10 protein-coding genes are annotated in these 14,316 nt (G+C 46.3%); 2 read left to right on the forward strand and 8 right to left on the reverse strand.

Translation table 11 applies throughout. From position 1 onward, the window contains the following. Positions 1-126 precede the first annotated feature (126 nt). The 4 genes from NSQ43_RS00560 to NSQ43_RS00575 all read right to left on the reverse strand — a co-directional run bounded on the left by NSQ43_RS00560 (position 127) and on the right by NSQ43_RS00575 (position 5,755). Positions 127-1,317 carry an acyl-CoA dehydrogenase family protein gene (locus NSQ43_RS00560; protein ID WP_339252135.1) on the reverse strand — a complete coding sequence of 397 codons (1,191 nt, stop codon included), beginning with the start codon at positions 1,315-1,317 and terminating at the stop codon, positions 127-129. 129 nt (positions 1,318-1,446) lie between these two features. Beyond that, positions 1,447-2,604 (reverse strand): saccharopine dehydrogenase C-terminal domain-containing protein, encoded by a 1,158-nt coding sequence (locus NSQ43_RS00565; protein WP_339252137.1) that lies wholly within the window; start codon positions 2,602-2,604, stop codon positions 1,447-1,449. Between the two features lie 32 nt (positions 2,605-2,636). Beyond that, the gene (locus NSQ43_RS00570; protein ID WP_339252139.1) at positions 2,637-4,115 is read right to left on the reverse strand and encodes an aldehyde dehydrogenase family protein; all 1,479 of its coding nucleotides are present in this window, start codon (positions 4,113-4,115) and stop codon (positions 2,637-2,639) included. 113 nt (positions 4,116-4,228) lie between these two features. Further along, on the reverse strand, positions 4,229-5,755 hold the full coding sequence (locus tag NSQ43_RS00575; protein WP_339252141.1) for a DHA2 family efflux MFS transporter permease subunit: 1,527 nt from the start codon (positions 5,753-5,755) through the stop codon (positions 4,229-4,231). Positions 5,756-5,935: 180 nt separating this feature from the next. On the opposite strand from NSQ43_RS00575, the gene NSQ43_RS00580 reads away from it, so the two are divergent. Both NSQ43_RS00580 and NSQ43_RS00585 read left to right on the forward strand, forming a co-directional pair. Then, on the forward strand, positions 5,936-6,820 hold the full coding sequence (locus NSQ43_RS00580; protein WP_339252142.1) for a TetR/AcrR family transcriptional regulator: 885 nt from the start codon (positions 5,936-5,938) through the stop codon (positions 6,818-6,820). A gap of 60 nt (positions 6,821-6,880) precedes the next feature. After that, the gene (locus tag NSQ43_RS00585; protein WP_339252143.1) at positions 6,881-7,678 is read left to right on the forward strand and encodes a TIGR00266 family protein; all 798 of its coding nucleotides are present in this window, start codon (positions 6,881-6,883) and stop codon (positions 7,676-7,678) included. A gap of 174 nt (positions 7,679-7,852) precedes the next feature. On the opposite strand, the gene NSQ43_RS00590 is transcribed toward NSQ43_RS00585, so the two are convergent. The 4 genes from NSQ43_RS00590 to hutU form a co-directional block, all read right to left on the reverse strand. Next, positions 7,853-9,676, reverse strand: coding sequence for an SEC-C metal-binding domain-containing protein (locus tag NSQ43_RS00590; protein ID WP_339252145.1), 1,824 nt, complete (start codon positions 9,674-9,676; stop codon positions 7,853-7,855). Between the two features lie 262 nt (positions 9,677-9,938). Continuing rightward, positions 9,939-11,258, reverse strand: coding sequence for a YjiH family protein (locus NSQ43_RS00595; protein ID WP_339252146.1), 1,320 nt, complete (start codon positions 11,256-11,258; stop codon positions 9,939-9,941). A gap of 90 nt (positions 11,259-11,348) precedes the next feature. Further along, a complete protein-coding gene (hutI, locus tag NSQ43_RS00600; RefSeq protein WP_339252147.1) occupies positions 11,349-12,602 on the reverse strand; it encodes an imidazolonepropionase in 1,254 nt (417 codons plus the stop codon). Further along, positions 12,603-14,273 carry a urocanate hydratase gene (gene hutU, locus NSQ43_RS00605; RefSeq protein ID WP_339252149.1) on the reverse strand — a complete coding sequence of 557 codons (1,671 nt, stop codon included), beginning with the start codon at positions 14,271-14,273 and terminating at the stop codon, positions 12,603-12,605. Between the last annotated feature and the right edge of the window lie 43 nt (positions 14,274-14,316).

Genomic DNA, 14,316 nt, shown 5'->3' on the forward strand with positions numbered 1-14,316 from the left:
AAATATCTTAGTGCCCTGCTTTTGCTCGATTTTATTACTAATACTCACCTTATTACCTCAGACCTATCCCCTGACTTAAGAAAATGCCAAGAGCCCGCAGACTCTTAGCATTATTCGTTGCATTTCTTATTCAAATGGCCATTCCGGCAGCATATGGCTCAACTTTTTATCTTCCCGGTAGCCTAATACATACTCTGCCTGCATGATTGTATGGATTTCGCGGGTTCCTTCGTAAATGACCGGCGCTTTCGAGTTGCGCAGGAATCGGGCGACTGGATATTCGTCCGAGTAGCCGTATGCACCGTGAATTTGGAATGCATCGTCTGCGGCTTTATTCGCAAAATCGCATGCCTGCCATTTGGCAAGGGATGTTTCGCGTGTGTTGCGCAGTCCTTTATTCTTCAATTCGCCTGCGCGGTAAACTAAAAGGCGGCTCATTTGATAGCCCGCTTCCATATTGGCGATCATTTGTTGGACAAGCTGATGCTTACCAATCGGCTTCCCGAATGTTTCGCGCTCATGGCAATACTTCACGCTTTCCTCAAGGCAGCCCATGATTAAGCCGACTGCTCCTGCAGCGACCGTGAAACGTCCATTATCCAGTGCAGACATTGCAATCTTGAATCCTTCGCCCTCTTCACCTAATAGGTTCGAAGCAGGGATGCGCATATCTTCGAAGAATAATTCTCCGGTATTGCCCGCTCGGATGCCGTATTTTCCTTTAATCGCTTTTGATGAAAAGCCCGGTGTCGTGCGTTCAACAATGAAGGCGCTGATGCCATGGTGTTTCTTCGATTTGTCTGTGTAGGCGAAAACGAGGAAGTGGTCCGCTACATCACAGAGCGAAATCCATGTTTTCTGCCCATTGATAACGTATTCGTCCCCATCGCGCACGGCCGTCGTCGCCATAGCTGCAACGTCTGAGCCGGCTCCTGGCTCTGTCAATCCGAATGCGCCGATTTTTTCACCTTTCGCTTGAGGAATCAAGTATTTCTGCTTCTGTTCTTCCGTCCCCCATTGCATAAGTGTCATTGAATTCAGTCCGATATGGACGGAAACGGCTGTGCGGAATGCTGTGTCGCCGCGTTCGAGCTCTTCGCATAGGATGGCGAGCGAGTTATAGTCCATTCCACTTCCGCCGTATTTTTCTGGAATGCAAACACCCATGAACCCAAGGTCGGCTAACTTTTTCCAAATGGCTGGGTCGAAGCCGCCTTCCGCGTCCCATTTTTGAATATGTGGCATGATTTCATCGTCTACAAATTGACGGGCTGTCTTTCGTAGCATCTTTTGCTCTTCAGTGAAACTAAAATCCAATTTCCCCCATCTCCTCTCAGTGGCTACCCGGATTTCCGCTTCAGGCTGACACTTTCCTCGTGCATGGCTTCAGCCGCATTACGCTACAATCCAAAGGTATTGTATAACTACTAAGTTTTTTATATGTGATTAAACATGCGTTTTGACAGTCTCTTCGATATCGACTCCACGTTTTTTCATTTCTTCGATGTATCGCTCGCCCGGTACGATATTTTCCGGTGGGTGAACACCTCGTTTTGTGATTGTTCCATTAACAATCATTTGTGCGACGACTGAGATTGTGTTTGCTGTTGCGCGGGCCATTGCGGTTTCATTGATAGACCTGTCTTTTTCAGTCACCAAATTATACTCATATGTCGCCGGAATGCCATGCGCTTCGCCACTGACAATTACTCGAAGAAGGACTGCATCTGATTTGTCGCCCAACCGTAATTGTGGAGAAAGCTGTTCGCGCATTACATCACGGACTTTCACTTTTCTATCGCCAACCGTCACTTCGGAGTCGCGAGACAACAATCCAAGATCGACAAGCAATTTGAACTTTTCGGCATGGCCTTTATAACGGATTGTTTTATATTCTAACGTTTGGACATTAGGGAATGTCTTTGTTAACGTCGATGTGCCACCGGAAGTATGGAATGCCTCCAATTCGCCAAATCCATCGAAATAGATTGGTTCCACTTCGGATAATGATGGTACCTCGACTAATTTTCCGTTGCGGATGACGTGGGATGGATCCGTGTAATGATCGAAAACACCTTCGAGTGAAAATACGACATTGTAATTCAGTGGAGGCTCAGGCTTCACAGGAATTCCTCCTACGTAAAGCTTGATTGTATCCACTTTATCTAACTTTCCGGCACCGTAACCCGCAAGGATGTTAATCATGCCGGGAGCTACACCAAGGTCCGGGATGATTGTGACTCCTTTTGCCGCCGCCTTATCAGCAAGCTCCAATACGGCATCCGTCGCGCCGCCAATATGTCCGCCAAGATCGATGGAATGGACACCAATTTCTACGGCAATCCGCGCGACTTTTTCATTGAATGTATAGAAGAGTGCATTGATGACGACGTCCCCAAGCGCCATCACTTCCTGTAATTGGAGATCATTTGTCGCATCAAGTTGCAAAAGGTCCAACTTATCGGACATGAGTTGTTCCGCAAAATCTTCCGCTGGCCTTAAGTTCAAGTCAGCCAAGTACACTTTTGTTACATCATCACTTTTCACAAGGTCGCGAACTGCCTCTTTTCCCATCAACCCTGCTCCCAATACGACCACTTTCATATGAACATCCCCTTTTCGATGTTATCCCTCTCTTATTCCGTGTCGATTTGCGCCCTTTGTAATTTCCCACTGAAATCTACGTAAATGCTCTTCCACTCCGTGAATACATCAAGCGCCGCCACGCCTGAATCACGATGCCCATTGCCGGTTCCTTTCGTTCCTCCGAAAGGAAGATGGATCTCCGCTCCTGTTGTCCCAGCATTCACATAGACAATCCCTGTGTCCAAATCCCTTTGCGCACGGAATACTTTGTTGACATCCCTCGAGAAAATGGAGCTGGATAAGCCATAGATGACACTGTTGTTCACTTCGATTGCTTCGTCCAGGCTGTCAACTTCGATCAGCGAAACGACCGGTCCGAAGATTTCTTCTTGCGCTAATCGGCTATCCCACTTCACATCTGTGAATAAAGTCGGTTCAAAATAGTGGCCATTCGCAAATTCCCCTTCTGTCAGCACATTTCCGCCAGCCAATAGTTTCGCACCTTCACCTTTTCCGATTTCAACATAAGACTGGATTTTCTCCAATGCTTTTCCGTTGATAACCGGCCCGATTTTGACGGACTCGTCCAAGCCGTTTCCAATCGTCAAATTCTTCATGGATGTTAATAGTTTTTGTTCAAGTTCTTCCTTTACATCTTTATGCACAATGACTCTGCTGCATGCCGTGCAACGCTGGCCCGCAGTTCCGAATGCACTCCAAAGAATCCCTTCAACGGCAAGGTCGATATCGGCGTCATCCATGACGATGACTGCATTTTTACCGCCCATTTCAAGGGAAACCTTTTTCAAATGACGTCCACCCGTTTCAGCAACATGGCGACCAGTTTCCGTCGAACCTGTAAACGAAATGACTCGGATATCCGGATGTTCGATCATTGCCGTTCCTACTTCGGACCCCGATCCGAAAACGATATTCGCTACACCAGCCGGCAATCCGACCTCTTCAAAAATACGAGCCATTTCATAGGCCATCATCGGTGTTTCCGTTGCCGGCTTCCATACGAATGTGTTTCCTGCAACGATTGCCGGAAATGATTTCCACGTCGCGATTGCGACAGGGAAATTCCATGGCGTGATCAGTCCGACGACCCCAATCGGTGCTCGTACGCTCATTGCAAATTTATCTTGCAGCTCGGAAGGTACTGTTTCCCCAAACAGCCTGCGGCCTTCTCCAGCCATATAAAATGCCATGTCGATACCTTCCTGGACTTCGCCGCGTCCTTCCTCGATGACTTTCCCCATTTCCTTCGTCAAAACTTGCGCCAAATGTTCTTTTCTATCCTTCATGAGATTTCCGATTGCATATAAGTAATCTGCCCGTTTTGGAGCAGGCACGAGCGCCCACTTTTTCTGAGCCTCTTTCGCCGCCTTAACGGCCAGATCAACATCATCACTTGTCGATAATCGTACTTGCGCTAACTCTTCCCCCGTTGCTGGGTTTGTAACGGCAGTATATTTTACACCGCCACTTTCTTGCCAAGATCCCCCGATAAAGTTGTTCAATTGCATGTCTTCATTTCCCCTTTCCTACCGGACTTTTGAAAACTCTTACACTTTACCCACTTCGACATTATTAGGCTTAAATCCTTCTTTTAATGAAATACAAAAAACGGTGCAGGGGATTAATCCTGTACCGTTTCTTTCTCATCTTTATTATTTATTGTCTTCGGTTCATATTTCGGAGGTATGACCCTTTTGATAAATAAAGTGAGGAATAATGCTACAACAGCTATAATCGTAGCAATCAGGAACGAGTAATTGATGCCATCGAGCATCGCTTTCATTTCAAGCTGATGTTGGAAGGTTGCCAACGCAGACTGATCTGAAGGTATATTTCCGGATGTTGCCGCTTCTTCGGCGAGTGACATGCCGGATTTCTCCATCCTCTTCGTCATAATCGTAAGGAGTATAGCGGATCCGATTGCACCGGAAACTTGTTGCAATGTGTTATTCATCGCAGTACCATGCGGATTAGATTTCATTGGCAATTGATTTAAACCATTTGTCATAATCGGCATCATTACCATTGACATACCGAACATCCGGATTGTATAAAGCATCATCAAGTAATAATAACCAGATGTCAATTCAAGTCTACTTAGATAGAATGTTGTTACAACCGTGATTGTTAAGCCTGTCAGTGCGAGCACTTTTGCTCCGTATTTATCAAAAAGTCTACCTGTAATCGGTGACATAATCCCCATCACAATCGCTCCAGGCAACATTAAGATTCCTGCATCAAACGGCGAAATACCCCGTACTTCCTGAACATACAATGGTGTCAGGATCATTCCCGAGAACATCGCGACTGATAGAACGATGGAAATGACGGACGCAAGCGCGAACATCGGATGTTTATAGATTCGGAAGTCTAACATCGGAACTTCCATACGCAGTTGACGGATAATAAATGCAACAAGTGAAATGGCCCCGACAGCAATTGTTCCGTAAACAATCGGTGCATCCCAACCTTTATCTCCAGCCGAACTGAATCCGTATAACAAACCTCCGAAACCAACGCTCGACAAAGCGAGGGAGAAAACATCAAGCTTCACATCCGTATTCGGCGTTATGTTTTTCAGTTTCCAGAGAGCAAAGATGATTGAAATAATTGCAAACGGCAACACGATTTCAAATAGCGTGCGCCAAGAATAATGTTCGACAATCCACCCAGATAATGTCGGTCCGATTGCAGGCGCCGTGAACATGACTAAGCCGAATATCCCCATCGCCGATCCCCTTTTTTCAATCGGGAAAGCAACAAGCATGACGTTCATCAATAATGGCATCATCAATGCAGAACCGGATGCCTGAATCATTCTTGCTGCGACAAGCAGGCCGAATGTCGGGGCAAAGATCGCAAGTGCAGTACCGATTGAAAACAGCGTCATAGCAGTTAGGAATAATCTGCGGTTCGTAAATTTCTGTACAAAGAAGGCGCTTGCCGGGATCATAATACCGTTCACAAGCATGAACCCTGTTGTAAGCCATTGGACAGAAGAGGGCTTCACCTGAAACTCATTCATAATGACAGGCAAGGCAATATTCAATAATGTATTGTTCAAGAAGGCAACGAATGCCCCAAAGAATAAAATAGCTATCATTCCGTAAGGAGGCTTTTCGTGCATTTTCTTTATATCCATTTCCATGAGAATTCCCCCATTCATATTCGTTCAAATCCCATGCACATTTTAATAGTTTATACTCACAGTCTAAAATGAGCAAGTAAAAAATATGATTTTCAACAAAAAAGTTTTAAACGCTATTAGTACAATGTTGTTTCTGATAAAATAACTTTGTACTCTAAGTCTAATTATAAGGTGAGATAGATGAATGACCGTAAACGGAAAGTCATGTTAACTGCGAAAAAGCTATTTATCGAGAAAGGATTTACATCCACGTCGGTGCAAGATATTTTGGAGGTTGCCAAGATTTCCAAAGGAACGTTTTACAATTATTTCACTTCCAAAAACGAGTGCCTCATGGCCATATTGGAAGATGCACATAATGAGTCCATCATTAGAAGGCACGAACTATTAGCCGGTCGGGATAAAAGAGACAAGAACGTATTAGCTGAACAGATTATCGTCCGGATGCAAGTAAACCGGGAGCTGAATTTACTTCCGATTTATGAGGCCGTTTTTTATTCCAATGATGAAGAACTCCGGAATTTCGTCAAAACGACTCACATTAATGAATTAAAATGGTTTGCCGGACGCCTCGTTGATGTCTTCGGCGAAGCGGCAGAGCCTCATTCTTTCGATTGTTCCGTCATGACGTTAGGAATGATCCAACAACTGCGCCATTTTTGGACAACCGGTTCCTCAAAGGAATTGGACATCCAAAAACTTGTCCACTTCACGCTAAGAAGGATGGATGCGCTGATGGCCGATTTAATGGAACAGAAGGAAGTATTATTGGAGAAGCAGATGATTGCGGCTTTGGGGATTTCTTCCAAAGAATTGAAGGAAAAAATTCAAGTCGAATTTATCGCGTTGAAAAAGAAGTTAGAGCAGGGGGCCGATGAAAATAGTCTTGCATACACGGACTTCCTATTAACCGAGTTGCAAGCCGAAAATCCAAGGGTGGTTCTTTTGGAAGCGGTTGGCCGTTCATTCCGCGAAGCAAGCAACGGCACCAAACTCTCTGATCGGGTGAATGAAGTCTTATATCTACTATGGAAATATATAGACATAATTAAAACAAGTTCATGAAACTTTCATCGATGCGCGCCGTACAAGTAGTCAGCAACTAAATTTAGGGAGGCTGTTGGTATGAATAATCACGAAATCGATTTCAAACTGTACGGAGACGACATGCAATTTGTCGAGGTGGAACTCGACCCCGGCGAAACGGTTGTCGCGGAGGCCGGTTCCTTAATGATGATGGAAGATGGAATTGAAATGGAAACAATCTTCGGGGACGGTTCAGGCAATTCCGGAGGCGGAATAATGGGTAAATTAATGGGAGCGGGAAAACGTCTGCTGACAGGTGAAAGCCTATTCATGACAACATTCACGAACGAAGGATCTGGCAAAAAGCATGCATCTTTCGCAGCACCTTATCCCGGCAAAATTATCCCGATGGATTTAAGCCAATATAATGGCAAGATCATTTGCCAAAAGGATGCGTTTTTAGCTGCGGCCAAAGGTGTTTCAGTCGGAATCGAATTCCAACGAAAAATCGGGGTCGGCTTTTTCGGAGGCGAAGGCTTCATCATGCAGAAACTTGAAGGAGATGGGATGGCTTTCGTGCATGCGGGAGGTACGATTATTGAAAAAACGTTGGCTCCCGGAGAGACATTGCGTGTTGACACAGGATGTCTCGTCGCCATGACTCAGGACGTCGATTATAATATTGAAATGGTAAAAGGCGTCAAAACGGCATTGTTCGGCGGCGAAGGGTTGTTTTTCGCAACGCTGAGAGGTCCGGGTAAAGTTTGGATTCAATCATTACCATTCTCAAGACTCGCAAGTCGCGTCTTCGCAGCCGCGCCAGGAGTTCCTAATGGAGGTTCCCGAGATGAAGGCAGCATTGCAGGTGGATTGTTTAATATGTTAGGTGGAAAATAAATTTTTCAGGAAACCGGAACTCCCTTAAAATATGGGCGTTCCGTTTTTGTTTGCAAGTTCTTGTAAGACGGCCAAGAGTTCTCATAATGCCGTTTTTTGTTCTTTTAATTAAAACGTAAAAATGTAAAAAGCCGATGGAATCTACCACTCCCCATCGGCTTTTCCTCTATCTATTCAATTCGGCCCGTTCAACAACAGCCAAATATAACGTGCTTCCTCTTCACTGCCCGGCTGGATGAACATCTGTCTTGGATAATCAATCGTTTTCGCTTTAAATGTCCGTAAGTGCATGACATGACCATTCGCCTTGGCAGCCTTTTCAAGCATTGCCTCCGCTTCCTCCGACTGTCCTTCCGAAGCATCATGTTCAAGTTTCCAATCAAGATATAAATAAGTTGCGTCCGACTGCGACCCTTTTTCATAGCGAACCATTATTTCAGCCGCCTCATTGAACCGTTTTGCATGTATCAAAGAAGCGACTGCTTCAAAACGCGCCCCTTGATTATCCGTTGCGTTCATTCGAACAAGGTCCTTGAAAACGTCCGCTGCTTCACTGAATTCTTTGTTCATGAATAAATGGACGCCGTACATAAACGCCGCACGCATAAATGTCCGGTTTGGAAGGTTCATCCACGGGTTTTCGTTAGGTTCGAATGTCTTGCTCGCATTGCGGATTGCCTTTTCATAAAGGTCAGATGCCTTTTTCGCGTCTGTTTCAACTTCCGCTGCAAGCATGAGCACATCCGGCAAATTTGGTGAAATCGCGTACGCTTTCGCGGCAAGCTCACGTCTTTCTTCTTCACTTTCAGCAGCGTAAGCCTCATACGCAAGCATTTGCGCCCGTCCTTCATCCACATCAGGTTTTCGTTCCGGTTGGACGACACCCGTCGTTGTCATCGCCGTTTCCCAAAGTCCCTTTTCAGTAGCACGCGGATCGGTGCCGATGTCATAGGCACGGTTCGCCACCGGTTCATCGAAGCTACCCATCATCTCTTCGTACAGAGACGACAATTCCTTCACAAACGAAGTCATCCCGTTCACTGTCGAATCGTATTGCGCGGCGACTTCTGATTGCGAACTCACAAGTCCTCTGATCACACCAAGCTCCGCTCCTGTCCAAATTGCGGATGCAACAAAATCATTTTTAGATTCAATTTCCGATTGATGGTTCATGAAATAGGCTACCGCCAACTTATGAAGGATTTCCCTCACGCCCGCATCCTGTCCCAATCCGCGCAATGCCGCTTCCAATGCTTTCAATGAATCAAATTGCGAAGGGTTCAACACTTCTTCAACCAACTCATTAAGCGAAGCTTGACTCCGTTTGATGAAAAGCTCATAAATATCAAGCGCATGATTGCGAATAAACTGTTCAGGCGTCAATGCCTTTTTACTCTCCCGCAATTCCATGAGCGACTGTTTCGTCTGCTTGCTCCATCTCGCTAAAAACATCATCGAAGAAACTGGCGCAATCGCATCTTCCCGCTTCCTTGGATCACGCAGCACGGAACCGAACATCAACGTTCCCTCTTCCACCGGCATCCCTTCGTTGCGGGTGACATGATAAACTTCATCGGTAAATAATTGTCGAACTTCCAACATTCCTTCGTCGGTACCCAAAATTTCCGCAAGCAGCATGAATGGCTCGTCCCAAGCTTTCAGGACATTCAGCACTCCCTCCCGCTTTGACGCGTTTAACTGCTCACGGATATACTCATGCCAGCCCTCCGGCTTATGTACGAATAAATAAAATTCACTCGCCGCTTCTTCAATATCCTCTTTACTCCAACTGTCGGAAAGTCGGAGAATCCACTCCCGCATCATGCGGATCATCTCTTTTCGATCTTCCCCTTTTGGATATTGATCAAAGAAGTTGCTAAGGATTTGGTCCAATTCTTCATTGACGATCATTCCAACGAGGTCGGGACCCTTTTTCCCGCAGCATTTCTTATACTTTTTACCGCTCCCGCACGAACAAGGATCATTTCTGCCAATCATGTATGTAACCCCCTGCTTTTCTTTCCTCTATCATAGCAAATATGTTGTAACGACGCAGTTAATTGAGTTTCGGAATGCTGCTTGTGGAACAAGGAAAACTTATCGATCGGATAAAGACTTTTATCTATTGAATACAGGGATTTATCTATTGAATCGTTTAAGTTATCTATTGAATATAGAATTATATCACCATTTCGTGACCTTTGACCCATCCACCGAAATCAAAAAACCGGAAGACAAAAACGTCTTCCGGAAAAGTCACCTATAGTAATAAATACGCAATCGGCGTCACAATTACAATTGTCAAAATGACACGTTGCACCCAAATGGCGATGAGCTGCGGAATGGAAATTGGGATTTCCGTCGATACGATACACGGTACGACCGCCGAGAAGAAGATGATTGACGAAACCGATACGACCGCGATGACGAATTTGACGACCAATGCAGATTCCACGACGAGCAACGCCGGTAAGAACATTTCCGCAATACCAAGTGCGCTCGCCTTCGCGACTAACATCGGTTCCGGTAGCTGCAACGCCCATGTGAATGGATAGAAAATGTAACCGAGCCAGTCGAATACAGGCGTGAATTCAGCCAATACGAGCCCCAAAAGACCGATTGATAAGATGGATGGCAAAATCGCCATGGCCATTAAAAGTCCGTCTTTTACGTTTGCGATAATGTTTTGCGCAAACGTCGGCGCCTTGGAAACGGTCTCCATCGCTTCATTCCAGGCTGCAGAAAAGCGTTGCCCCTCAGGCTTCAATTCCGGCTGAGGCGTCGAACCTTCATAATACTCGTTTTTGATTGAACGCAATGGCCATAAATGGACAGTGATTGCTGTGACAATAAATGTGACAACCAACGTAGTCCAGAAATATAAATTCCACATACTCATCAGGTCAAGCGTCTTTGCGACGACGACCATGAATGTCGCGGAAACAGTCGAGAATCCAGTCGCGATAATGGCGGCTTCCTTCGCCGTATATTTCCCTTCCTTATACACGCGGTTTGTAATTAATAGCCCCAAAGAATATGAACCGACGAATGAAGCGACAGCATCGATTGCAGACCTGCCCGGAGTCTTCCAAATCGGACGCATGATCGGCTGCACAAGGACACCGATAAATTCCAACAGCCCATACCCTACTAATAAAGCAAGGAATACAGCGCCGATTGGAACTAATAAACCTACAGGTATTACTAACTTATTCAATAGGAATGGACCCATATCCGGTTCAAAAAGCCAAGCCGGCCCCACATTGAAAACTAACATGATGCCAACGACTAAACCGATTACTTTAAAAAATGAAAAGACCATATTTACAGTTGACTTTTTCCAAGTTCCTGAGACGAACGGATAAACCGCCCCCGCGAGAATGACAACCAATGCGTAATACGGCAGCGCCCCGCCTAAATGCGTTTGAATCCATGTCACAATATGATCGAGCATGATTGAATTCTTCCCGCCCATCGTCACTGGCACGAAAAACATGAATGCCCCGATTGCGCTAAAGATGAAAAACTTCCACATACCCGGATTCGATTGCGTTTTTACTTTTTCCCCAATTTGCGCCATAATCTTTCACCCTTCCCCCAATATTCTGTTAAATCGAATGGAAAGAAAGCCGTGAATGCAAATCTGTATTTGTTCATTCACGGCAATTCATTACCCTACAACCTGTTGTCCCCTTTTCCAAACCTTGTCGACATGATTCACGCCGAATAAATACTGCAACTCCTGATAATTTCCGATATTCCACATAACGACATCACCCTGTTTACCAACCTCGAGCGATCCGACTTTCTCTTCCATCTTGATCGCGCAAGCGGCATTCATCGTTGCAGCGACCAATGCCTCAGCAGGTGTCAAACGCATCGAAATACACGCCAAGTTCATGACAAGAGGCATAGATGTTGTCGGAGACGAACCTGGATTGCAGTCCGTTGAGATTGCAACAGCAACCCCTTCATCTACCATTTGACGCCCTTTCGCCGCTTCTTCGCGTAAATACAACGCCGTCGCCGGTAGTAAACAAGCGATCACCCCTGCTTCAGCCATCTGTTTGATGCCTTCGTCAGATGCCTTTAATAGATGCTCCGCCGAAATGGCGCCGACTTTCGCGGCAAGTTCTGCCCCGCCATACGACTCGATCTCATCCGCATGGATTTTCGGGATCAACCCGTGCTTTTTCCCGGCTTCCAAAATGCGCTCCGATTGTTCCGGCGTGAACACTCCGACTTCACAGAACACATCATTGAAAACAGCAAGCCCCTCTTCCGCTACGACAGGAAGCATGTCATTGATGATGCTATCAATATATTCATCTTCATTACCTTTATATTCTTGCGGAACGGCATGTGCCGCCATAAACGTTGGTACAAGATCGACTGGATGGGTTTCATTCAAACGCTTCATGACTCGAAGTTGCTTCAGCTCCGTTTCAAGATCCAGCCCATATCCACTCTTCCCTTCAACCGTCGTCACCCCATGCTTCAGGAAGGAATCAAGTCTGCGTGTCGTTTGCTCAACAAGCTCTTCTTCTGTCGATTCACGCGTCATCCTTGTTGTCGCATGTATACCTCCGCCAGCATTCATGATTTCCATATAAGTCGCACCTTCAAGCCGCATTTCAAATTCACGCTCGCGGCTGCCACCATAGGCGACATGCGTATGCGGGTCGACAAGTCCAGGTGTTACCAGACGGCCGGTTGCGTCAATGATTTCAGCTTCAGCTGCACGATCACCAAAACGTCGCTCCAATTCAGCCGTCGTTCCGATTGCCTGGATCAGACCGTCTTCAACCCAAATGCTTCCATCTTCGATAATGCCTAACTCCGACATTTCCTTACGCTTTCGCGGTGCGTTTTCCCCTGCGATTGTCGCAAGCTGCGCTGCATGTTTTATCCAAAGTGGTTTCAATTATTTGTCACCTTCCATCATCGGGATATTAACCCCTTTGTCCCTCGCCGTTTGAATGGCCAGGTCATAACCCGCGTCAACATGACGGGCAATTCCCATTCCAGGATCCGTCGTCAATACACGCTCAAGTCGAGCTTCCGCTTCCTTCGTTCCATCCGCAACGATAACCATTCCAGCGTGTTGTGAATAGCCCATTCCAACTCCGCCGCCATGATGAACAGATACCCAAGTTGCTCCGCCGACAGCATTGATCATCGCATTCAGAATCGGCCAGTCAGATACAACATCGGATCCGTCTTTCATTGCTTCTGTTTCACGATTCGGAGACGCAACAGATCCTGAGTCAAGATGGTCTCGACCGATGACGATTGGCGCGCTTAATTCCCCACTTGCGACCATATCATTGATGATCTTACCGAAACGTGCGCGTTCCCCGTACCCCAACCAGCAAATACGTGAAGGCAAGCCTTGGAATTGAATCTTCTCCTGCGCCATTTTAATCCAATTGCAAAGATGCGTATTATAGCTGAATTCGCGAAGGATGACTTCGTCTGTTTTACGAATATCTTCAGGATCCCCTGAAAGCGCCACCCAGCGGAAAGGTCCTTTCCCTTCGCAGAACTGTGGACGGATGTAAGCTGGAACGAATCCAGGGAAATCGAACGCACGCTCAACACCCTCATCCTTCGCCACTTGACGAATATTATTTCCGTAATCGAATGTGATAGCACCTTTATCCATCATGACAACCATTGCTGAAACATGCTCCGCCATCGACGCCTTTGCTCGCTTCACATACTCATCCGGATCGGAATCGCGAAGCACAGCCGCGGCTTCAAGCGACATACCGGATGGAATATAACCATTCAATGGGTCATGCGCTGATGTTTGGTCCGTTAATACGTCCGGATTGAATCCACGTGCAATCATCTCTGGCAATAAATCTGCTGCATTACCAAGGAGACCAATCGATAATGCCTTACCTTCCGCTTTCGCCTCTTCCGCAAGTCGAATCGCTTCATCGAGCGAATCCGTCTTAACATCCGTGTAACGAGTTTCAATCCGGCGATCGATACGCGTTTCATCGACTTCAATCCCGATGCAAACGCCGCCCGCCATCGTTACCGCCAATGGCTGCGCACCACCCATGCCGCCAAGGCCCGCCGTCAATGTGATCGTTCCTTTCAATGAACCACCGAAATGCTGTTTCGCAAGTTCCGCGAAAGTTTCATATGTCCCTTGGACAATCCCTTGTGATCCGATATAAATCCAGCTTCCAGCCGTCATTTGTCCGTACATCATGAGGCCCTTTTTATCAAGCTCATGGAACGTATCCCAATTTGCATACGCAGGAACGATATTCGAGTTGGCAATCAAGACCCTTGGTGCATCCGTATGCGATTTGAAAATAGCAACCGGTTTACCAGATTGGATCAATAACGTCTCATCATTCTCAAGCTCTTTCAATGAACGAACAATCGCGTCAAAGCTCTCCCAGTTACGTGCCGCCTTCCCGATTCCGCCGTAAACGACCAACTTTTCTGGATGCTCCGCTACGTCAGGATGCAAATTGTTCATAAGCATCCGAAGCGCCGCCTCTTGCTGCCACCCCTTCGTATTTAGTTCAGTCCCTCTGTATTGAATAACTTTTTCCAATGTATCCGCTTTCATAATTGAATGACCCCCTTTTTCATTACTATCATTCTATATGAAA

This window comes from Sporosarcina sp. FSL W8-0480, from assembly GCF_037963765.1.
GTDB lineage: Bacteria > Bacillota > Bacilli > Bacillales_A > Planococcaceae > Sporosarcina.

What these genes read in the sequence shown, in the direction of transcription:
- NSQ43_RS00575 (WP_339252141.1), bottom strand. Translation starts at nt 5,755, where the DNA reads ATGGAAATGGATATAAAGAAAATGCACGAAAAGCCTCCTTACGGAATG.
- NSQ43_RS00570 (WP_339252139.1), bottom strand. Translation starts at nt 4,115, where the DNA reads ATGCAATTGAACAACTTTATCGGGGGATCTTGGCAAGAAAGTGGCGGT.
- NSQ43_RS00595 (WP_339252146.1), bottom strand. Translation starts at nt 11,258, where the DNA reads ATGGCGCAAATTGGGGAAAAAGTAAAAACGCAATCGAATCCGGGTATG.
- NSQ43_RS00590 (WP_339252145.1), bottom strand. Translation starts at nt 9,676, where the DNA reads ATGATTGGCAGAAATGATCCTTGTTCGTGCGGGAGCGGTAAAAAGTAT.
- NSQ43_RS00565 (WP_339252137.1), bottom strand. Translation starts at nt 2,604, where the DNA reads ATGAAAGTGGTCGTATTGGGAGCAGGGTTGATGGGAAAAGAGGCAGTT.
- hutU (WP_339252149.1), bottom strand. Translation starts at nt 14,273, where the DNA reads ATGAAAGCGGATACATTGGAAAAAGTTATTCAATACAGAGGGACTGAA.
- NSQ43_RS00585 (WP_339252143.1), top strand. Translation starts at nt 6,881, where the DNA reads ATGAATAATCACGAAATCGATTTCAAACTGTACGGAGACGACATGCAA.
- NSQ43_RS00580 (WP_339252142.1), top strand. Translation starts at nt 5,936, where the DNA reads ATGAATGACCGTAAACGGAAAGTCATGTTAACTGCGAAAAAGCTATTT.